Source organism: Malaciobacter halophilus (genome assembly GCF_002837275.1).
GTDB lineage: Bacteria > Campylobacterota > Campylobacteria > Campylobacterales > Arcobacteraceae > Malaciobacter > Malaciobacter halophilus.
Window position 1 is genome coordinate 67,435 of sequence record NZ_NXIF01000002.1, and the last position, 20,113, is coordinate 87,547.

The window sequence follows — 20,113 nt, forward strand, 5'->3', positions numbered from 1 at the left end:
CTTCCTTATTTTTTTGTAATTTTATATAAATAATCACCTAGACTTTGAAATATCTGTACGATTACAATCAAAATCAATACAGTATACATCATAATATCAGTTTGAAATCTATAGTAACCAAACTTAATAGCTACATCACCAAGTCCCCCTCCACCAACAGCACCAGCCATTGCAGAGAATCCAACTACGGTAATTAATGTTAATGTAATGGCTGAAATAATACCAGGCAATGCTTCAACTAACATTATTTTAAAAATTATCTGAAAATTCCCAGCTCCAAATGATTTTGCAGCTTCAATTACACCTTGGTCAACCTCTTTTAAAGCACTCTCAATTAACCTTGCAATAAAAGGAGCAGCTCCTATTGTAAGTGGAACTATTGCTGCAGTTGTTCCTATACTTTTCCCAACTAATATTTTAGTTACAGGGAATAAAACAATCATTAAAATAATAAATGGAAATGATCTTAAAGTATTAATAACTACATCTAAAACCCTATAAAGTTGTACATTTTCCATTAAACCATCTTTTTGAGTTAATATTAAAACAATAGCTGTAAAAAAACCTATAACAACAGCAATAGCAGTTGAAACTACACTCATATAAATAGTTTCCCAAATCGCTGGCAATAAAATATCTGTCATTTTAATATCTCCCAAGTAATTTGTTTATTTTCTAAATACTTACAAACCTCATCTTTTTGTTTTTCTTGAATATTTATAACCATATTACCTATAATATGTGTATTAATTTCTTCTAATTTACCCCAAACAATATTAAAATCCATATTTAATTCTCTTGCCATAGAAGTAATTAGTGATTGATGTGCATTATCTTTTGGAAAATAGATTTTTATATTTACTCCCTCTTGTGGTACTACTTCATCTTCTCCTAAAAACCTTTTCATTTTTTCATCTGGTTGCAAAAATAGATCTTCTGTTACATCTAAACCTATAATATTTCCATGCTCTAAAAGTAAAGCTTTTTGTGCAATTTGTTTAACTACTTCCATTTCATGAGTAACTAAAATAATAGTAATATTTAATTCTGCATTAATCTTTTTTAAAAGATTCAAAATTGAAGTTGTAGTATTTGGGTCAAGTGCTGAAGTTGCCTCATCACTTAATAAAATATCAGGGTCAAGTGTTAATGCTCTTGCAATTGCTACTCTTTGCTTTTGTCCTCCACTTAACTCTTTTGGATATGAATTAGCTTTATTTGAAAGTCCAACAAGATGTAATAAGTCATCAACTTTCTTTTTTATTTCATCTTCTGTATATCCCCAAATTTGCATTGGTAAAGCTACATTTTCATAAACTGTTTTTCTTTGTAGTAAAGAGAAGTGCTGAAATATCATTCCAATCTTTTTTCTAAATTCATTTAATTTTGTTTTTTTTAATGTTTTAACTTCTTTATTATTTACTACAAGTGAGCCATCATGGTAATCTTCAAGTCCATTTATACATCTTAAAAGAGTAGATTTACCTGCACCACTATGCCCAACAATAGCAAAGATATCACCTTTTTCAATAGTAAGGTTAATATCATTTAATACTTTCATTTTTCCATAGTATTTATTTAAATTTTTAATTTCAACCAAAAGTAAACCTTATAATATTTTTAACCGTGTATAATATAAAAATAGTACTAATAAATATATTAAATAAAACATTTTGAAATTTTTATACTACTTTTTTTAACTAAAAAATAGAAGTTTCATTTAATAAACAATAGATTATTATGAGATAAAAAGGAGTATTATGAGTAAAAATATTTTAATAACAGGTTGTAGTTCTGGACTTGGATATGCTCTTACTACTTTATATCTAAACAAAGGATACAAAGTTTATGGTATAAGTAGAACAAATCCAAATATTGAAAATAAAAACTTTATTTTTAAAAAAGTTGACTTAAATAAAACATCTAAGATAAAAGATTCTTTACAATCTTATTTAACAAATATAAATGAGTTTGAATTAATATATTTAAATGCAGGAATGTTAGGAGAAATTAAAACCTTAGAAGAGCTAAGTTTAGATGAGATGAAAGAGGTTTTTGAATTAAATGTTTTTGCAAATAAAGAGTTGCTTGATATTTTAAAAAACTGTAGAGTAAAAAATGTAATTGCAATCTCATCTGGAGCAGCTATAAATGGCTCTAAAGGTTGGGCTTCATATAGCCTTTCAAAAGCTGGATTAAATATGCTTATTAATCTATATTCAAAAGAGATGGAAAATACAAAACTTTTAGCAGTTGCACCAGGCGTTATAGAAACACCAATGACTGACTATATTAGATTTGATATTGATGAAGAGATTTTTACTTCTGCTAAAAAACTTAAAACTGGTCATATACAAAAACCTTATGAAGCTGCTTGTAGATTAAGTAATTTATTAGAAAATAGTAAAAAGTATGAAAGTGGTAGTTTTATTGATGTAAGAAATATATAAACAAAAGGATTTCTCCTTTTGTTTACTCTTCTAACTGTTTTTTCAAACTTTTTATATTTAAAAGCATTAAAACAGATATAATTAATGCTATACAGAAAAATCCTGCAAAAACATATAATGTTTGAGAATAACTTCCTGTTATATCTTTTACATTTGAGATAATTAAAGGACCTACTAAACCAGCAGCAGCCCAAGCAGTTAAAATATAACCATGAATTGCACCTAACTCTTTCGTTCCAAAAATATCACCAATATATGCAGGGATTGAAGCAAAACCTCCACCATAACAAGACATTATAAAATATAATACAATTTGAAATAGTATAAGCTCACTTATGTTTGGTAATGCATAAAATGCAACTGCTTGTGTTGCAAAAAATATTATATAAACAATAGGCCTTGTCAAAAAATCAGAAATACTAGCCCAAAAGATTCTTCCAAGTCCATTAAAAACACCCATTAAACCAACTGCAGCGGCTGCTGCAAGTGCTGTTACACCCATTACTTCTTCTAAAAGTGGAGAGGCGACTCCAATTATTGCAATTCCACATGTTACATTTATAAATAACATAAACCAAAGACCATAAAATCTAGGTGTTTTTATAGCTTCATTTAATCCCATACTAGATAAATCTTTTTTGATTTTCTTTTTGCCCTCTTTTATTTTTTTCTTAAATTTTTTTGGAAGATAGCCTTCTTTAGGTGCTTGAAGATACATAGCTGAAATAAGCATTATTATAAAATAGATTGCTCCTAATATAAAAAAAGTATTTGCAATTCCCACAGAACCTATTAATAATTTTATTGCTGGGCCTGAAATAGCTGATGCAAAACCAAATCCCATAATTGCAAGTCCTGTTGCCATTCCTCTTTTATCAGGAAACCATTTTACTAAAGTCGAAACAGGCGAAATATACCCTATTCCCAATCCACATCCACCAAGTACTCCATAAAAGAAATAAAGTAAAAGTTTTGATTCCATTAAAATAGCAAGTCCAGAACCAGCTGTTCCTATACCAAAAGCAAATGCAGCAATTGTAGCAGATACTCTTGGACCATTTTTTTCAACAAATTTCCCCATTAATGCAGCAGATAAACCAAGAAAGAAAATAGCAATACTAAAAGCAATTGTTACATCTGTTAAGTCCCATTTCATTTTCTCTTGAATAGGATTTACATAAACACTCCATGCATAAACTGAACCAATACATATATGTACACCAACGGCAGCAAGAGCCATAAGCCAACGATTTTTCTTCATAAATATTCCCCATGATTTTAAGTAAAAATTAGAAGTGCAGTTTATCATAAACAAGCATAAATAACACTATATATTATAACTTTTATTAATAATTATATCCAAAATCAAGTAAAACTATTTCCATATATTCCCACAATAAAACCAATATTTACTCCAATCGCAATAAGTCTATTATTTTTATATCTTAAACTAGGAGCAATATCTTGAAAAATTAAATATAAGATTCCACCACTTGCAAATAACATTAATGCAGAAGTTATAAAAGGACTTTTAGATAAAAAATAGTATCCAAATAAAGAAAAAATCACTCCAATAAAACTAAGTAAAAAAAGAATGATTAAAGAGCTTTTTATTTTAAAGCCTGAGAACCTTAACTCTATAAAAGAGTTAAAAGACTCTGGAAAATTTTGTAAACCAATAAATAGTGCTAAAACCATACCTACTTTATAATCATAAGCAAATAATGCACCTAAAGCAATTGATTCTGGAATAAAATCAAGTAACATTGCCATTATTTGGGATATATTCCCCGCTTTTTTTTGAATATAACTATCAAGAATATAAAATATCACTCCTCCTAAAAGTATCAATAATATAGCTACTAAAACATCAATTTTTTCCAAACCATGAGGTACTAAGACAAAAGATATTGCACTAAGCATAATACCTGTACCAAAAGCTATAAAAAAATGGATAATCTCCTCTTTTAAAAAACCTTTTTTAAAACTTTTTTCAAAAAAAAGAGCAAATAAACCACCTAAAAATACTGTAATTCCAGATAATAAGGAGAATAAAATAACTGAAGATAAAATACTCATATACTATAACCTTAAATAATTTCTTTGGTTATAGCATATTATGAAGTGACTTAATTAAGCCTTTGAAGCACAACTTGCAGTAAAAACTACATCAGTTGATGAGTTTAAAGCTGTTTCAAGAGAGTCTTGAACTACACCAATAACAAATCCAATGGCTACAACTTGAAGGGCAATATCATTTGAAATACCAAATAAAGAACAAGCAAGAGGAATTAATAAAAGTGAACCTCCAGCTACACCTGAAGCTCCACAAGCTGCTAATGCAGAAATAATACTAAGTAAAACAGCTGTTCCTAAATCTACATTAATTCCTAAGGTATGTACAGTTGCAAGAGTTAAAATAGTAATAGTCACAGCAGCACCACCCATATTTGTACTTGCACCTAAAGGAATAGAAACAGAATAAGTATTCTCATCAAGATTTAATTTTTTACAAAGATTCATATTTACAGGAATATTAGCAGCACTACTTCTAGTAAAAAATGCAGTTATTGCACTATCTTTTATACATGTGAAAATTAAAGGAAAAGGATTTTGTTTTGTTTTTATAAAAACAATGATAGGATTCACAACAAATGCTATAAAAAGCATCGTTCCAACTAATAAAGCTAAATTTTTTCCATAACTAAAAAGTGCAGCAAAACCTGTTTTTGCAAAAGTATTTGCAACAAGACCAAAAATACCAAAAGGAGCCAATCTAATAATAAATTTAACTATTTTAGTAACTCCTGAAGAAATATCAAAAAATACATTTTTTGTATCTTCACTACTATAATGCATGGCAAACCCTAAAGCAACTGCCCAAACTAAAATTCCTATAAAGTTACCTGTTTGAAGAGCATTTATAGGATTATCAACCATATTAAATAAAACACCTTTTAATACAGTTATTACACTATCAGGAGGAGTTAATGAAGTTTGTTGAGCATCTGGAAGAACTAATTCAATAGGAAATAAAAAACTTGCTATTACTGCAACAAGTGCAGCTAAAAAAGTTCCTATTAAATATAAAACTATAATTGGTTTTATTTTAGTTTCCACTCCCATCTCTTTTGTTGCTATTGCAGTTGATACTAAAATAAAAACTAAAATTGGTGCTATTGCTTTTAATGCTCCAACAAATAATACTCCTAAAATAGAAACAGCATTTGCTAAATCTTTTGATAAAAAACCAACAACTACACCTAAAACTATACCAATTAAAATCTGTAAGACCAGATTTCCATTAAAAAACCTATACAAAAAACCATTTTGAGCCATATAAATCCTATCATTGTAATTTAGATTGTTATCTAATTACCAAAATTTTAAAAGCAAAAGTATAACAAAATTTTATTTTAATTTTAAAACTTTATGAAACTTTTTGTAATTTTTCTTAAAAGAACTCCTATTTTAGGCATTTATTAAATTGCAACCAATTTGTAATTTTTAAATTATAAAATTTTAATAGAAAAAAAATTTAAGAAAGGATTTAAGATGTTAAAAGCAGGTTTATCTTTTATTGTAATAGGTACACTATTTTGTATTTATACAAGTACAACACTTATTAAAGAGTATCTTTTAAACTCAAATGCAAATATAGCCTCATAAAGCTATGAGGCTATAAAATTAGAGTTTTAAACTTTTTGAAAAATCATATTTTTCAAACTTCTTTGTTCATCACTACAAATAAATTCATCTAAATTATCTAATCTTTTAATATATTTAAACTCACTTGCATATTTATCAAATAGATTTTTTATAAAATTTGTATCTAATTCTGGGGCATTTAATGCACTTAAAACTATACAGTTTTCACTTGCTAATGAGTTTAATTTTTTTATAATCTTTTCATAATCTTTTGTTGCAGCAAAACTACCTTTTTGAAAAGAAGGTGGGTCTATTATAATAATATCAAAAGGAGCTAATCTTTTTAATTTACCCCATGATTTTAATATATTATGAGGCAAAAACTTTACTTTTTTTGTATCTAATTGATTTATTTGATGATTTATTCTTCCTGTTGTTAAAGCACTTTTAGACATATCGACATTTACAACTTCTTTTGCTTTTCCCGCAATTGCACAAACACTAAAAGAGCAAGTATAGGAAAAAAGATTTAATACCTTTTTATCTTTAGAGTTTTCATAAATAAACTCTCTTCCTTTTTTCATATCTGCAAAGAAACCAATATTTTTATTATCAAAATTTATGAAGTACTTAAGATTATTCTCTATTGCATACTCATCATGTTTTAAAGAGCCTAAAACTATCTCATTTAAACCATTATTTAAATATCTTTTTTGTAAAACTAAAGCTTCAAAACTATATTTCTCATAAATTTTTTTAAATAAATTTAGTAATCGCTCTTGCAATTTTATATCTAATTTCTCATATAGAGTAATAAAAAGAGTTTTATTTATACTATCAACTGTTAAATATTCAAAACCTTCATAATATTTTCCTCTTCCATGAAACACTCTTTTAAACTCATGTGTTTTATTATCTAAATTCTTACATACTATATTTTCTAAACTATTTATATTCATTAATTTTCTTTAAACTCATACTTTTTAATATTAATAACCTCATAAAAAAAGTAGTTTTCATTTATTTTAAATTCAAACTCTTCATTTAAACTTCTATTTAAAAGGGTTTTGCCTAAAGGTGACTTATTTGATATAAAATTTTCACTTGGATTTGTTTCATAAGTTCCTACAATAACATATTTTTTTTCTTCTTGAGTATCTAAATTTAAAAGTGTAACTTGTGAACCAAAATTTACTTTATTATGAGGTATTTTATCTATATTTATAACTTCTGTGGTTTTAATTATTTTATCTAAAAATCTTAATCTTTTATCTATATTTCTAAGTTGTTCTTTTGCACTTATATACTCTGCATTTTCACTTCTATCTCCAAATTGAGCAGCTATTTCTTTTTGTTTTACCCAATAAGGTTTTTCTATTTTTAGAAGTTTATTAAATTCATATAAAAAACTTCTAAATCCAACTTGTGTTATTAACTCTTTTTTCATTTTTTAATTGTATCAAAACTGTATAAAAAGTATGTTAATAACTTATAGTTAAGTTATTAACAGCTAATATTATTTACAACTTATATAAAGGTATGAAATGTCAAATAACAGTAAAATAAATGAAATATACGAAAAGATTAAGAACTTAGAAGAGGACTTAAAAAATGAGTATGAAAAAAATAAACAAAAGTTTTATTTTGATAATAAATTCAATAAAAAATTTCAATTTGATAAAGAGTATATAAAAGAGTATAAAAGTAAAGTTATAAACTCATTTAAATATCTATGGAGAGAAAGAATTAGTATCATTTTAACAATTCCTGTTATTTGGTCGGTTTTAATTCCTGCATTTTTACTTGATATTTTTGTTTCTTTATACCAAGCAGTATGCTTCCCAATATATAGAATTCCCAAAGTAAATAGAAAAGAGTATATAATAATAGATAGATACAATCTTTTTTATCTAAATAAAATACAACAAATAAACTGTTTATATTGTGAATATTTTAATGGTCTAATGGGATACGTAAGAGAAGTTGCTGGAAGAACAGAACAATACTGGTGTCCTATTAAACATGCAAATAAAACAAAAGATACACACTCAAGATATAATAAGTTTTTTGATTATGGTGATGCAAAATCATTTCAAGAAGAAATTGATACGGTAAGAGAAGATTTTGATGATGTAAAAAAGTAGCAAAATATGAAAAAATTAAGATTTAATATTGAAGATATTTCACAATTAATAATTGGTGCATTTGCATTATGTGTACCAATCTCTTTTTCACAAGAAGCATGGGATATAGCGCAAACTCTTCCAACATTAAACTTAATTTTACTTGTATTACTAACAGTATTTTTCCTAAGTATTTATACATATGGAAGTATTTTTCAAACAAATATTAAATCAAGAATTTTTGTATTTGTATTTAGAATCTTTATAGCTTACTTTATAACTATTTTAGTTGTAAGCTTAACACTGTTTGCACTTAATAAACTACCATTAATTACAGATACTTTACTTGCTATAAAACGAATAATCGTAATCTCTATGCCAGCTTCAATTGGTGCTATTATAGTAGATGGACTAGATAAGGAGTAAACTCCTACTCTAGTGCCTCTTGAACTGTTTTATAAATAGGTATATCTTTAAAAACTCCTCTTTTATCTACTGTTTGTATCTTATCAATATGTCTTTGTTTTAAGACAAAACAAATTTGTATATTTAAATCTTTAAGTTTTAAAATTAGCTCTTCTAATGTAAAGATTGCTGAAATATCCATAAAAGGAACATTTGTACAATTAATTATTAATTTTCTTGTATCCAATAGTTTATTTATTTCTTCTTCAAAAAATGAAGCAGAACCAAAGAAAAAAGCACCATTTATATCTAAAACTCTTACTTTTTCATTACCTTTTTCTTCAGAAAAAACCTCTTTTTCTAAAGATATATTTAATTTAGCCTCTTTTGAAATTCTATATACTATTAAAATAGAGGCTAATGTAATACCAACTCCAACAGCTACAATTAAATCTACAAAAACTGTTAAGAAAAATACTATTACCATGATTATCATATCATTTCTAGGTGCATACTTTGCAACTTTTAAAAATTTATAATCTAAAATATCAAGTCCTACTTTCATCAAAATACCTGCTAATACAGCCAAAGGAATTTGTGAAGCAATAGGAGCTAAAAATAGTACAATTAAGACAAGAACTAAAGCATGAATTATCCCTGATAACTTTGTTCTTCCACCACTTTTTACATTAACAACTGTTCTCATAGTTGCACCAGCTCCTGGTATTCCACCAACAAAAGCTACAAGAGTATTTCCTATTCCTTGTCCAATTAGCTCTTTATTTGAATTGTGTTTTGTTTTAGTAATTGAATCTGCAACCAAAGATGTTAATAAAGTATCAATAGCTCCTAAAAGTGCTAAAGTAATTGCTAAAAGAATAATATCTTTAAATTTTGAAAACTCAAAAATTGGCATAGTAAATTCAGGTAAACTAGTAGGTATCTCTCCAATAGTTTTAACATCAAAATTAAATATTACACTAATAAGTGTCATAATAGTTAATGCTAAAAGTGCAGGAGGAATTAAACTTGCAACTTTTTTGGGAGTAATAAGCATAATTAATAGTGTAAAAAATGATAAAATCAATGCTTCAAAACTTATATTTGAAAAAGTTGTTGACAAGCTAAAAATAGTTTTTAAAACTGAACTTTCAGAATCAACACCTAAAAAAGGATTGATTTGTAAAATAATAATTATAATACCTATTCCACTCATAAATCCAGAAATCACAGGATAAGGGATATATCTTACAAATTTTCCTATCTTTAGAACTCCAAACAAAATCTGGAAAACACCTGCAAGAAGTACAACACTCATTACTGCATTAATATCATTATGAAACATAGTAATAGCACTTGCAATAACAACTGTCATAGGACCAGTAGGCCCAGATATTTGAGAAGAAGTACCACCAAATAAAGATGCAAAAAATCCTAATATTATTGCTCCATAAAGTCCAGCAACTGCACCTGCACCACTAGCAACACCAAAGGCTAAAGCTAAAGGCAAGGCAATAATTGCAGCTGTAAGACCACCAAAAAAGTCACCTTTTAAATTTGACAATATCTACTCCTTTATAACTTAAATAAAAGATAAAAATAAGTTTAACTTATCTATCTTTGCATTTAGTGTACTCCTTTTTTGCTTATAAAATATTTTATCTTGTGTCATATAAACTTTTTTTGATAAATCATACTTATGTATTTTGTCTTTAAACTTTATCCAAACTCTATGATTATCATATAAAATAAAAATTACTCTTTTTTGTTTTAACCTAATGAATTTATTTTTTCTTCTTTCTAGTTCTAAAATAACTTTATATAAATTATCATCAATTTTTTTTACAACTGAATTTTTTAACTTATATTTTCCATCAGCAAAACCACCTAATGTATTAACTTCCAAAATAGCATTTTCTATTTTAAAAATTTTTCTTTCATAAAATTCTTGTAACTCATTCATACTAAAACTTTTTGTTTGTGTCCCAAAAAGTAAATTAATGATTAAAAAAATCAAAATAACTATTTTTTTCACTTTGAGATCCTTTTTATTTGTTAGAATTATTCTATAAAGTTTTTGTGGAATAATTGTCAAAAACGAAAGGATAAAATATGCAGAAATTTGATTTAATAATTATAGGAGCTGGAAGAGCAAGTAATATTGCTGCAAAAGCTGGAAAATTAGGGAAAAAAGTTGCAATTATTGAAAAGTCAAAATTAGGAGGTACATGTCCTAATAGAGGCTGTGTTCCTTCTAAACTTCTAATAGGTTATGCCCAAAAGATAAGAGAGATAAAAGACTCAAAGAAATATTTTATTAGAGCTATTATAGATGATATAGACCAAGAGAAAATTTTTGAACAAACAAATGAATATATTTCAAAAGTAGAAAAAAATTATGAAAATAAATTCAATGAAAATGTAACTGTTTTTAAAGCAGAAGGAAGTTTTTTAGAAAATAAAATAATAGAAGTAAATAATACAAAAATCACAGCACCTATAATTATAATTGCAACAGGAACAAGACCAGCAAAAGTTCCTTTTGAAAATGCATGGACAAGTGATGATATTTTTCCTTTAACAAAAAAAATACCAGACTCAATAACAATTGTTGGAGCAGGTTTTATAGCTTGCGAATTAGCAAACTTTTTTGATGCAATTGGAGTAAAAACAACCCAATTAGTAAGAGGAGATACTCTTTTAGAAAATGAAGATGAAGATATAAGTGAAATTTTCAAAGAACAATATTGCAAAAATGTAGAAGTTAAATTTAATACTACAATTAAAAAAGCAAAATTAAAAAATGATTCATTTGAAATGATATTAGATGATGAAAAAATACATACAAGTGATGCCTTACTTTATGCAATAGGAAGAGTATCAAATGCTGACACATTAAAACTTGAAAATACAGATATAAAAACTGATAAACGCGGATTTATAAAAAGAGATAAATATTTTCAAACTAATGTTGAAGGTATTTATGTAGTTGGTGATGCAAGTGGAGAGCACATGCTTCAACATGCAGCTGCATATGAGATGAATCATCTAAGCAAATTTTTATTTGAAGACGAAAAAAAAGCTTTAGAATTTAAATATATGCCACATGCTGTTTTTAGTTATCCAGAAATTGCAAGTGTAGGCTTAACAGAAAAAAGAGCAAAAGAATTAAATATAAACTATGTAACATCAACTACAAGTTGGCTTGCAAGTGCAAAAGCTCAAGCATTAAAAATCAAATATCCTAAAACAAAATTTATATTAAATCCTGAAACTTATGAAATTTTGGGATGCCATCTAATTGGGTATGAAAGTGCAACACTTATACATCAAGTATTAGCTATAATGCATCTTCAAAATGATATTAGAAATTTAAAAGAGATGTTATATATTCACCCTGCTTTAAGTGAAGCTTTACTTCCAGCTGCAGTAGAAGCTGTAAAAGTTATACAAGAGTATAAAGAGTCACAAAAATAGTGACTCTTTAAAATATTTATTTAGCTAAATTTTGTGCAACAAAATCCCAGTTTACTAACTTCCAAAAATTCTCTAAATATGCAGGTCTAGCATTTCTACAGTCGATGTAGTATGCATGTTCCCAAACATCACATGTTAATAATGGAGTTAAACCTTCTGTAATTGGTGTTTGTGCATTTGATGTAGAGATAATACTTAATTTTCCAGCCTCATCTTTAACTAACCAAGCCCAACCAGAACCAAAATGAGTTACAGCTTTATTTGTAAATTCAGTTTTAAACTCTTCTACTGAACCAAAATTTGCAACTAGTGCATCTTCTAACTCACTTGAAATAGATGTTTCATTTGGAGTTAATCCATTCCAGAAGAAATCATGATTAAATACTTGAGCAGCATTATTAAAAACTCCACCTTCTGAGTCTTTGATTATATCAACTAATGAAGAGTCTTCATGTTTAGTACCAGCAATAAGTTCATTTAATTTATTTACATATGTTTGATGGTGTTTCCCATAGTGGAACTCTAAAGTCTCTTTTGACATTAGTGGCTCTAAAGCATCTTTTGCATAAGGTAAAGTCATTAATTCATGTTTCATTTTTGTATCCTTTTATTAAGTTTATTTTGTTTCAATAAAGAAAGAATACTCCTATTTGATTGAAAGAATTATTATACAAAGAAACTAATTTTTATTTTAAGACAATTTTTGTCCTATTTAGTAACTTTTAGTAATAAATTATCTATTCAAATATAAAATATTTCCTTTAAATGCTTTGGCTAAATAGTTTGCAATTGGTTTTTCTTTTCTTGCAGAAAAACCAAATGTTCCCATCTTTTTACAAAAAGCGTTATGATTTCCTCTTAAAGGATCTATTATAACTACTTCACAATTTTTATTTGCATATAAATTGATAAAAGAAGATAATAAATTAACATGTGTTCTTTCATATAAAACATCACTTCCTATAATTAAATCAAACTTTTCAACAGTTGCTTTTGTAGCATCCCAACTTGCTTGAAAATAAGGAATTAACTTTTTACTATTTAAAGAGCAATTATATTTTAAAAAATTCTCTACTTCAGGATGATAATCTGTAGCAGTTATATTTGCTTCTCTTTTATTTAATACTAAACTTGCTAATCCAAGTCCACAACCAAGTTCTAAAATACGTTTTCCTTTTATTTCATATGTTAGCATTAAATTTGCTAAAACCTTACCCGCATCCCATAAAACTCCAAATATTGGCCATTGTGCAGAAGAAATTCCAAGTTTTTGGGCAACATTATTTTTATCAAAAAATTGTTGCTTATTTTTTAATGTTTTTAAATGAATATCTAAAGTACCAACCTCAACGGTTTCATACTTTATTTTATAGTTATTTTGAATCATAAAATACCTTAATTATATTATAATTGAAATATTAAGATTGTGGTATTAGAAGTAGATTTTACTAGTTAACGGTTAGTTCTTGGTAGAATTATATTTATAAAACCAAATTTTTCAATTTGTTCATTATAGCCAAAATATAATATTTAAGCAAATTTATAATTTCATTTTCTTTCTTAAATTTGCCCTTGATTCTTTATCCACAAGGAAAAAACAGTAATCAATTTCATCTTTAATAGAAGCTTTTTTATGACCTTTTACTTTTATTATTTCAAAATTATATTTTTCATATAATAAAAAAAACTCTTTATAAAGCTCTTTATTTTTTATCTCTTTTCCAGTTTTTGTAAGATAAGAATTACTTTGTAATTTTGTTTTTCTATTTAGTAAAGATAAAATATTTTGACAATCTGTATAGACTATAAATTTCTGTTTTATATCTATATCTTTAACTGCCCAAATTAAAGTTTGAAGTTCTAATTTTGTAGAAGAAGTATTTTCAAAAAATTTTGATTGAACTTTGGAGTTATTACAAAACTTCAAATCATTACATAATAAATATGCACCATATCCAATCTTTTTTTGAGGATTTACACTTCCATCAACAAATAGTTTATATATATTTTCCATTTAAAAGTATAACACTAAAACTATAAATATTTCAAACAAGAGTTTATCTTATTACATTATCAAGTGACTTTAGATACAACTTAAGAAAACTTAAATAAAATATAAAAAACAAAAGGTGATTTATGAAATTTGATAAATTATATAAAGGTAAACTAATTAAAAGATATAAAAGATTTTTAGCAGATATCCAACTAGAAGATGATAGCATAATAACTGCACATGTTCCAAATAGTGGTGCTATGACTTCTTGTATTGAAGAAAACTGTCCAGTTTGGGTTAGTTTTCATGATAATCCTAAAAGAAAATTAAAATACACATTAGAACTTACAAAAATAGATGAAAATTTAATTTGTATAAATACAACAGTTGCAAATAAAATTGCTATTGAAGCTATAAATAATGGAACAATAAAAGAACTTCAAGGCTATGAAAGTTTAAAACCTGAACAAAAATATGGACAAAATAGTAGAATTGATATACTATTAGAAAACAGTAGTAGTAATGAAAAATGTTATGTAGAAATAAAAAGTGTAAGTTTAAGATTAGAAGATACATTAGCATTTCCAGATGCAATTACAAGTAGAGGAACAAAACATTTAAATGAATTAAGAGATATGGTTAAAGAAGGTCACAGAGCAGTAATGCTTTATGTTATTCAAAGAACAGATGAAAAAGAGTTTAGAATTGCTAAAGAAATAGATTCTAAATATTACGATACCTTTAAAGAAGTTATAAAAGATGGAGTTGAAGTACTTGTTTACCAATCATCAATATCTTGTGAAGAAATAGATATTATAAAAAAGAAAAAACTACTTGACTAAATATCTTAAAATAGATTTTAAAGTACAATATATTAAATACAAAGAGTGGAATAAAAAATGAATCTTTTAAAAAATTTATTTACTGATTTAGAAAACTTATTAAATCTACTAAATGATTTTGATTATAGTAAATTAATACTTTTAACTATTACATTAACTATAATATATATAGTTCATATTGTTTTTTTAAACAAATACCATAAAAATAAAATAAATAAAACAAAAATAGAGTTAAAAAAAATCAATTTGGAAGCAACACTAAATTTAAAAAGACAGAATTTACTTAAAATATATCTAATTTTATTTTTGTTTAGCTCTTTTTTTATAATCTCTCAAAATAATTTAGCAGTAATTATACCTGTATTATCAGCACTAATACTTATTTTACTTTTTTCAATAAAAGAGCAATTAAATAATATCTTTTTAGGTTTAGCTTATAAATCATCTGTTTTAACAACTATATATGAAGGAATGCAGTTTTATTTTAAAGATAAACCAAATGAAATTTGTGAAATTACAAAAGTTAATCTTTTTAAAACAATTTATAAAAATGAAAAAACAGGACAGTTATTATCTTTAGAGAATAAAACATTAAATGAAACAGAGATAATTCATAAAGCAATTACAGATTTAGATTATATAGAGTTTAAATATATTGTAAGTAATAGTTTTGATTTTGATAGTTATGTAGAAGAAACAAAAGAGAAGTTAAAAGAGTATATAAATACAGTTGATGTGGATTTTAAAACTTTAAGAGGTACAATCTTATCTTTAAAATCAAAATATAACACAACACCATTTTTAAAACCATTTTATACTATTGACATTAATTACAATACAAAAGAAGATGTAGTAATAAAAATAAAAATAACAACATATAAATATGATTATGAAAACTACTTAGATGACTTTTTAAAATTTAGACCTATTGAAAATAGTTTACAAGACAGTATAAGTAAAACATAAATTTTATAGATAAGTTTTTCTTATAAATTTCTTTTAATAATTCATAAGATATAATTATATGAATTTCATAATCAAGGATTATATATGAATATCTATGAAAAAATTAGAAAAGTTTGTAGACCAATTAGAATAGTTGTAGGAATAGTTTTAATTGCTATTGGTGTAATTATTCAAAACCCTTGGTTTTTCCTAGGAGTTATACCTTTATTTGTAGGTATAATAAACTTCTGTCCTTTGTGTAGTATTACAAAGAAGTGTTCAATTAAGTAAATAGAAGTTAAAAGTTACTCTTTAACTTCTATTATTTTATAAATTTTACCACTATCTGTTGCAAAGAAGATATTTCCTTTATTATCTTCTACAAGAGTTCTTACTCTTTCTTGCAAATCTTCAAAAAGCCTTTCTTCACTTATTACATTAAATTTTTCATCTAATTTTACTACATTTATATGTGTCAATTTTAAAGCACCTAAAAGTAATGCATTTTTTAGCTGTTTATATTTCTTTCCACTATATACTATTAAAGAGCTTGGTGCAATAGAAGGAGTATAATGTTTAATAGGATTAATCAATCCTTTTTCTTGAGTTTTACCTACACTAATAGATGCCCAATACTCTTTACCTAAAGAGACTTTTGGCCATCCATAATTACTAGCTTTTTTGATAATATTTATCTCATCTCCACCTCTTGGTCCATGCTCACTTGAAAAAAGTAAATCTCTATTTTTATCAAAGAATAGTCCTTGAGGATTTCTATGTCCATAGCTATAAATCTCTTTTAAAGCATTTTTATTATCAATAAAAGGATTATTTGTTGGAATTGTACCATCTAAATTTAATCTAATAATAGTTCCTGCATGATTACTTAAAGATTGTGCATTATCTCTTTTACCTCTATCTCCTACACTAAAATAGATGTATTTTTCATCAAAAGCAATTCTACTTCCAAAATGTCTTGTTGTATCAGTTGCACTTTTTGTAACTAAAATATCCTTTATATCTATTAATTTTTCATTTATTAGTTTTGCTTTTGCAAGGGTAGTTACTCCTTTATTATCCTTATTTTTAACATATGTAAAGAAAACAGTATTATCATTTTTATAATTTAAAGATACTTTTATATCTAGTAAACCACCTTGTCCTTTAGTAAAAACATCAATCTTTTTTATAACTTTTATTTTTTTTGAATTTATATCAAATATTGCAAATAATCCATTTTTATAACTTAATATCATTTTTGAATCATCAAAAAAATCCATTCCCCAAATTATATTTTTTGTATCAATTATTTTTTCTGCTTTAAAAGATGCAAATAGACTACTTGCAATAAAAATCATTATGAAAGAAACTAATTTTTTCATCTAAGTCCTTTATTTTTACAATATTTTTTAATTGTATTATATAATAATAGTTAAACAATAACAATTTAAAACTTAATTTTTCATCATCTTTTTTGTTTTGTTTGTAGCTTTTGCTTCATAAGGATTTAAAGGCCAGTAATGTTTTTTATATTTACCTCGAAGCTCTTTTCTTACTTCGTCATAAGAGTTATCCCAAAAACTTTTTAAATCATATGTAATTTGTATTGGTCTTAAAGCTGGTGTTAATAGTTCAATTTGTAAAGCTATTTTGTTATTTAAAACTTTAATAGAATCAAATGTACCAAATATCTCTTGTATTTTAATACTTAATTTTGGTACTTTTATATTAGAATAATCAATTTTGATTTTTGAACCGCTTGCAGCTTTAAAAAAAGGTGGAGCCAATATATCTAAATTTTGCTGCTCTTGCCAAGACAAACGACTAAGTAAAATATCATATAAATCTAATTTTTTTAACTCTTCAACTGTTTTAATATCTGTTAAATATAATCCTAGCCAGTCATCAATACTATTTAATAAATCATTATCATAAAAAGATGGAAATTCAAAAGAGTTATCATGAAAATTTATAAAATTAATTCTTTGTTTTAAAAAAAGAGCTTTTTTATCCCAATGCAATAGCTGTAAGCCTTCATCTTTTATTACCTCAATTAGCATTTGTGTTAAATTACTATCATCAAGTTTACAAGGTTTTGATTCTAATTGCAGTTTTAAAAAACTTGTTACTTCTCTTGCTTGCAATTTTTTACTATCTTTATCAAAACTTATTTTTTGTTCCTTTTTTAAATAAGAACTAAAATATGTTTTTAAATATTTAAATTCAATTTTAAAAGCTTGATTTATAAAAGAGTCTTTCTCTTTTGCATTTATATTTACAGCAACAATATATTTTTCATTAAATAAGTAACTATTTTTATATAAAATAGCTCCTTTACTATTACTAAGTTTATATCTTATATCATTCTCTTTTCTTATTTTAGCTAATCTATCAGGATAAGCATACAAGGCTAAAACTCCCAGTAAATCATAATTAAATTTCTCTTTTTTTATTTTTTGAAATTTTTTTAATTTAAGAAAATAGTGTTTTGCCTCTTTTAAAATAATTTGATTGCTATTTTTTTCATAAATATTAATAAAAGTAGAAAGAATATCATCTTTTAAACTATTTTGATTTAATATAGAGGCTAAAATTGATGCTTCATAAGCAAAACCAATCTCATTTGCCTTTAAAATCATATAAGAAAGTCTTGGATGAATTCCTAAAGATATAGCTTTTTTACCAAAATCTGTAATAGTAAAATCTTCATCAATCATACTTAAATTTATCAAAAGTTCTTTTGCATTTAAAATCGCTTTTTCATCTGGTTTATTCAACCACATCAAATCATCAAAACTATCAATTTGCCACAAACAAAGCTCTAAAAGTACTTGTGTTAAATCTGCTCTTAATATTTCAGCAGTTGTACTTTTTTGAAGAAGTTTAGATTCATGCCACAACTTATAACAAACTCCATCTTCTAATCTTCCTGCTCTTCCTGCTCTTTGAGTTGCTGATTCATAAGATATAAAATTTAACTCTAAATGGTTCATACCATTTGAACTATCATATCTTGATATTTTTTCTAAACCACTATCAATAACAACACCTACACCTTCAATAGTTAAAGATGTTTGTGCAACGTTTGTAGAAAGAATTATTTTTCTTTTATCTTGTTTGTATATTGCAATATTTTGTTGCTTTTTATCAAGATTTGAATATAAGGGTAAAATCAAAATATCTTTACTTATTTTTAACTCTTTTTTTACTTCACTTATCTCTTTTACACCTGGTAGAAAAACTAAAATATCTTTGTTTGTCTCTTTTAAAGCTTTACTTATAGTTTGTATAATTAAAGAAGTATCTCCATAATTTGGTTGTTTTATATTTGAATGCAAATATATATTTTTAACTTTAAAATTTTTTGCTATTGAAGTTACTACATTTGCTTTTAAAAATTTTGATAATTTTTCAGTATTTAAAGTAGCAGACATTATTAATAGTTTTAAATCTTCTCTTAAAAACTCTTGGATTTGCAAACAAAAAGCTAAGGCTAAATCTGTATTAATATTTCTTTCATGAAACTCATCAAAAATTATTAAACCGATCTCATCAATACTTTGATTTTGTTGTATTTTTCTTATTAAAATAGCCTCTGTTACTACTAATATTTTTGTCTGCTTTGAAAAACAACTATCAAGTTTAACTTGATAACCTACTGTTTGTCCTACTTTTTCATTTAAGTTTTGTGCTAATTTAGTAGCAATAACTCTAGCAGCTATTCGTCTTGGCTCTAAAACTATAATTTTTTTATTTTTTAAAAAACTTTCATTTAAAAGTTCTGTTGGAACAACTGTACTTTTACCTGCACCAGTTGTTGCTTGTAAAATCACTGTTTTATCTATTTGTAGTTTTGTTTTTAAGTCATCAAGGACATCATATATTGGTAGTTTTCTCATTTATATAATTATACTTAAAAAATCTTTTAGCTAATATTTTGTTAAAAAAGGAGTTTAAATGGCAAAACAAGCCACAGCTAGACACATATTATTAAATACTGAAAAACTAGCAAAAAAGATAAAAAAAGAATTAAATAATAACGAAATTAGTTTCGAAAAAGCTGCTAAAAAATTTTCTAAATGCCCTTCAGGAAAAAAAGGTGGTGAACTTGGGATGTTTAAAAAAGGAGATATGGTAAAAGAGTTTGATGATATAGTCTTTACTAAAGAATTAAATAAAATACATGGACCTATAAAGACTGAATTTGGATTTCATTTAATACAAATAACT

At 25.6% G+C, this 20,113-nt stretch carries 22 protein-coding genes; 8 read left to right on the plus strand and 14 right to left on the minus strand.

Annotated elements, in window-relative coordinates; all coding sequences use genetic code 11:
* Positions 1 to 5: 5 nt before the first annotated feature.
* Positions 6 to 644: a methionine ABC transporter permease gene (locus CP960_RS00365; protein ID WP_101183194.1), complete on the minus strand. Its 639-nt coding sequence runs from the start codon at positions 642 to 644 to the stop codon at positions 6 to 8.
* Positions 641 to 1,600, minus strand: coding sequence for a methionine ABC transporter ATP-binding protein (locus tag CP960_RS00370; RefSeq protein WP_101183195.1), 960 nt, complete (start codon positions 1,598 to 1,600; stop codon positions 641 to 643). The genes CP960_RS00365 and CP960_RS00370 overlap by 4 nt, the downstream gene beginning before the upstream one ends.
* 160 nt (positions 1,601 to 1,760) lie before the next feature.
* Here CP960_RS00370 and CP960_RS00375 point away from each other — a divergent pair, with 160 nt between their 5' ends.
* Positions 1,761 to 2,450 (plus strand): SDR family NAD(P)-dependent oxidoreductase, encoded by a 690-nt coding sequence (locus CP960_RS00375; RefSeq protein ID WP_101183196.1) that lies wholly within the window; start codon positions 1,761 to 1,763, stop codon positions 2,448 to 2,450.
* A gap of 22 nt (positions 2,451 to 2,472) precedes the next feature.
* On the opposite strand, the gene CP960_RS00380 is transcribed toward CP960_RS00375, so the two are convergent.
* The 5 genes from CP960_RS00380 to CP960_RS00400 form a co-directional block, all read right to left on the minus strand.
* Positions 2,473 to 3,711: an L-lactate MFS transporter gene (locus CP960_RS00380; RefSeq protein WP_101183197.1), complete on the minus strand. Its 1,239-nt coding sequence runs from the start codon at positions 3,709 to 3,711 to the stop codon at positions 2,473 to 2,475.
* A gap of 104 nt (positions 3,712 to 3,815) precedes the next feature.
* On the minus strand, positions 3,816 to 4,529 hold the full coding sequence (locus CP960_RS00385; RefSeq protein ID WP_228151962.1) for a ZIP family metal transporter: 714 nt from the start codon (positions 4,527 to 4,529) through the stop codon (positions 3,816 to 3,818).
* 54 nt (positions 4,530 to 4,583) lie between these two features.
* The gene (sstT, locus tag CP960_RS00390) at positions 4,584 to 5,789 is read right to left on the minus strand and encodes a serine/threonine transporter SstT (RefSeq protein WP_101183198.1); all 1,206 of its coding nucleotides are present in this window, start codon (positions 5,787 to 5,789) and stop codon (positions 4,584 to 4,586) included.
* Positions 5,790 to 6,145: 356 nt separating this feature from the next.
* Complete coding sequence (locus tag CP960_RS00395; protein ID WP_101183199.1) at positions 6,146 to 7,057, minus strand: class I SAM-dependent methyltransferase; 912 nt, start codon at positions 7,055 to 7,057, stop codon at positions 6,146 to 6,148.
* The gene (locus CP960_RS00400) at positions 7,057 to 7,545 is read right to left on the minus strand and encodes a GreA/GreB family elongation factor (RefSeq protein WP_101183200.1); all 489 of its coding nucleotides are present in this window, start codon (positions 7,543 to 7,545) and stop codon (positions 7,057 to 7,059) included. Before CP960_RS00400 ends, CP960_RS00395 begins: the two co-directional genes overlap by 1 nt.
* 97 nt (positions 7,546 to 7,642) lie before the next feature.
* On the opposite strand from CP960_RS00400, the gene CP960_RS00405 reads away from it, so the two are divergent.
* Positions 7,643 to 8,242: a hypothetical protein gene (locus tag CP960_RS00405; protein ID WP_101183201.1), complete on the plus strand. Its 600-nt coding sequence runs from the start codon at positions 7,643 to 7,645 to the stop codon at positions 8,240 to 8,242.
* Positions 8,243 to 8,248: 6 nt separating this feature from the next.
* Positions 8,249 to 8,647 carry a DUF2391 family protein gene (locus tag CP960_RS00410; RefSeq protein WP_101183202.1) on the plus strand — a complete coding sequence of 133 codons (399 nt, stop codon included), beginning with the start codon at positions 8,249 to 8,251 and terminating at the stop codon, positions 8,645 to 8,647.
* Between the two features lie 4 nt (positions 8,648 to 8,651).
* On the opposite strand, the gene CP960_RS00415 is transcribed toward CP960_RS00410, so the two are convergent.
* A complete protein-coding gene (locus tag CP960_RS00415; protein ID WP_196778317.1) occupies positions 8,652 to 10,190 on the minus strand; it encodes a SulP family inorganic anion transporter in 1,539 nt (512 codons plus the stop codon).
* Positions 10,191 to 10,208: 18 nt separating this feature from the next.
* Positions 10,209 to 10,661, minus strand: coding sequence for a hypothetical protein (locus CP960_RS00420; protein ID WP_101183204.1), 453 nt, complete (start codon positions 10,659 to 10,661; stop codon positions 10,209 to 10,211).
* Between the two features lie 77 nt (positions 10,662 to 10,738).
* On the opposite strand from CP960_RS00420, the gene CP960_RS00425 reads away from it, so the two are divergent.
* Complete coding sequence (locus tag CP960_RS00425) at positions 10,739 to 12,103, plus strand: dihydrolipoyl dehydrogenase family protein (RefSeq protein ID WP_101183205.1); 1,365 nt, start codon at positions 10,739 to 10,741, stop codon at positions 12,101 to 12,103.
* A 16-nt stretch (positions 12,104 to 12,119) separates the two neighbouring features.
* On the opposite strand, the gene CP960_RS00430 is transcribed toward CP960_RS00425, so the two are convergent.
* The 3 genes from CP960_RS00430 to CP960_RS00440 form a co-directional block, all read right to left on the minus strand.
* A complete protein-coding gene (locus CP960_RS00430; RefSeq protein ID WP_101183206.1) occupies positions 12,120 to 12,698 on the minus strand; it encodes a superoxide dismutase in 579 nt (192 codons plus the stop codon).
* A gap of 138 nt (positions 12,699 to 12,836) precedes the next feature.
* The gene (locus CP960_RS00435; RefSeq protein WP_101183207.1) at positions 12,837 to 13,490 is read right to left on the minus strand and encodes a class I SAM-dependent methyltransferase; all 654 of its coding nucleotides are present in this window, start codon (positions 13,488 to 13,490) and stop codon (positions 12,837 to 12,839) included.
* Positions 13,491 to 13,643: 153 nt separating this feature from the next.
* Positions 13,644 to 14,117 carry a ribonuclease HI gene (locus tag CP960_RS00440; protein WP_101183208.1) on the minus strand — a complete coding sequence of 158 codons (474 nt, stop codon included), beginning with the start codon at positions 14,115 to 14,117 and terminating at the stop codon, positions 13,644 to 13,646.
* A gap of 122 nt (positions 14,118 to 14,239) precedes the next feature.
* On the opposite strand from CP960_RS00440, the gene sfsA reads away from it, so the two are divergent.
* From sfsA to CP960_RS00455, 3 genes are all read left to right on the plus strand, one after another.
* Positions 14,240 to 14,938 carry a DNA/RNA nuclease SfsA gene (gene sfsA / locus CP960_RS00445; RefSeq protein WP_101183209.1) on the plus strand — a complete coding sequence of 233 codons (699 nt, stop codon included), beginning with the start codon at positions 14,240 to 14,242 and terminating at the stop codon, positions 14,936 to 14,938.
* Positions 14,939 to 14,995: 57 nt separating this feature from the next.
* Positions 14,996 to 15,904 (plus strand): hypothetical protein, encoded by a 909-nt coding sequence (locus tag CP960_RS00450; RefSeq protein WP_101183210.1) that lies wholly within the window; start codon positions 14,996 to 14,998, stop codon positions 15,902 to 15,904.
* Between the two features lie 84 nt (positions 15,905 to 15,988).
* The gene (locus CP960_RS00455) at positions 15,989 to 16,174 is read left to right on the plus strand and encodes a YgaP family membrane protein (protein WP_101183211.1); all 186 of its coding nucleotides are present in this window, start codon (positions 15,989 to 15,991) and stop codon (positions 16,172 to 16,174) included.
* A gap of 14 nt (positions 16,175 to 16,188) precedes the next feature.
* Here CP960_RS00455 and CP960_RS00460 read toward each other — a convergent pair whose 3' ends face one another.
* Positions 16,189 to 17,265, minus strand: a complete 1,077-nt coding sequence (locus tag CP960_RS00460) for a PQQ-dependent sugar dehydrogenase (RefSeq protein WP_101183212.1) — start codon at positions 17,263 to 17,265, stop codon at positions 16,189 to 16,191.
* Positions 17,266 to 17,337: 72 nt separating this feature from the next.
* A complete protein-coding gene (gene hrpB, locus CP960_RS00465; RefSeq protein ID WP_101183213.1) occupies positions 17,338 to 19,782 on the minus strand; it encodes an ATP-dependent helicase HrpB in 2,445 nt (814 codons plus the stop codon).
* 58 nt (positions 19,783 to 19,840) lie between these two features.
* Between hrpB and CP960_RS00470 the strand changes: the two genes are divergently transcribed.
* The coding region (locus tag CP960_RS00470; RefSeq protein WP_101183214.1) for a peptidylprolyl isomerase at positions 19,841 to 20,113 on the plus strand (273 nt) is incomplete at its 3' end.

Bases quoted from the DNA above. Each gene is read 5' to 3' on its own strand.
- hrpB (WP_101183213.1), bottom strand. From the start codon at position 19,782: ATGAGAAAACTACCAATATATGATGTCCTTGATGACTTAAAAACAAAA.
- CP960_RS00400 (WP_101183200.1), bottom strand. From the start codon at position 7,545: ATGAAAAAAGAGTTAATAACACAAGTTGGATTTAGAAGTTTTTTATAT.
- CP960_RS00410 (WP_101183202.1), top strand. From the start codon at position 8,249: ATGAAAAAATTAAGATTTAATATTGAAGATATTTCACAATTAATAATT.
- sstT (WP_101183198.1), bottom strand. From the start codon at position 5,789: ATGGCTCAAAATGGTTTTTTGTATAGGTTTTTTAATGGAAATCTGGTC.
- CP960_RS00375 (WP_101183196.1), top strand. From the start codon at position 1,761: ATGAGTAAAAATATTTTAATAACAGGTTGTAGTTCTGGACTTGGATAT.
- CP960_RS00460 (WP_101183212.1), bottom strand. From the start codon at position 17,265: ATGAAAAAATTAGTTTCTTTCATAATGATTTTTATTGCAAGTAGTCTA.
- CP960_RS00435 (WP_101183207.1), bottom strand. From the start codon at position 13,490: ATGATTCAAAATAACTATAAAATAAAGTATGAAACCGTTGAGGTTGGT.
- CP960_RS00380 (WP_101183197.1), bottom strand. From the start codon at position 3,711: ATGAAGAAAAATCGTTGGCTTATGGCTCTTGCTGCCGTTGGTGTACAT.
- CP960_RS00395 (WP_101183199.1), bottom strand. From the start codon at position 7,057: ATGAATATAAATAGTTTAGAAAATATAGTATGTAAGAATTTAGATAAT.
- CP960_RS00405 (WP_101183201.1), top strand. From the start codon at position 7,643: ATGTCAAATAACAGTAAAATAAATGAAATATACGAAAAGATTAAGAAC.
- CP960_RS00455 (WP_101183211.1), top strand. From the start codon at position 15,989: ATGAATATCTATGAAAAAATTAGAAAAGTTTGTAGACCAATTAGAATA.
- sfsA (WP_101183209.1), top strand. From the start codon at position 14,240: ATGAAATTTGATAAATTATATAAAGGTAAACTAATTAAAAGATATAAA.
- CP960_RS00440 (WP_101183208.1), bottom strand. From the start codon at position 14,117: ATGGAAAATATATATAAACTATTTGTTGATGGAAGTGTAAATCCTCAA.
- CP960_RS00430 (WP_101183206.1), bottom strand. From the start codon at position 12,698: ATGAAACATGAATTAATGACTTTACCTTATGCAAAAGATGCTTTAGAG.
- CP960_RS00425 (WP_101183205.1), top strand. From the start codon at position 10,739: ATGCAGAAATTTGATTTAATAATTATAGGAGCTGGAAGAGCAAGTAAT.
- CP960_RS00450 (WP_101183210.1), top strand. From the start codon at position 14,996: ATGAATCTTTTAAAAAATTTATTTACTGATTTAGAAAACTTATTAAAT.
- CP960_RS00365 (WP_101183194.1), bottom strand. From the start codon at position 644: ATGACAGATATTTTATTGCCAGCGATTTGGGAAACTATTTATATGAGT.
- CP960_RS00385 (WP_228151962.1), bottom strand. From the start codon at position 4,529: ATGAGTATTTTATCTTCAGTTATTTTATTCTCCTTATTATCTGGAATT.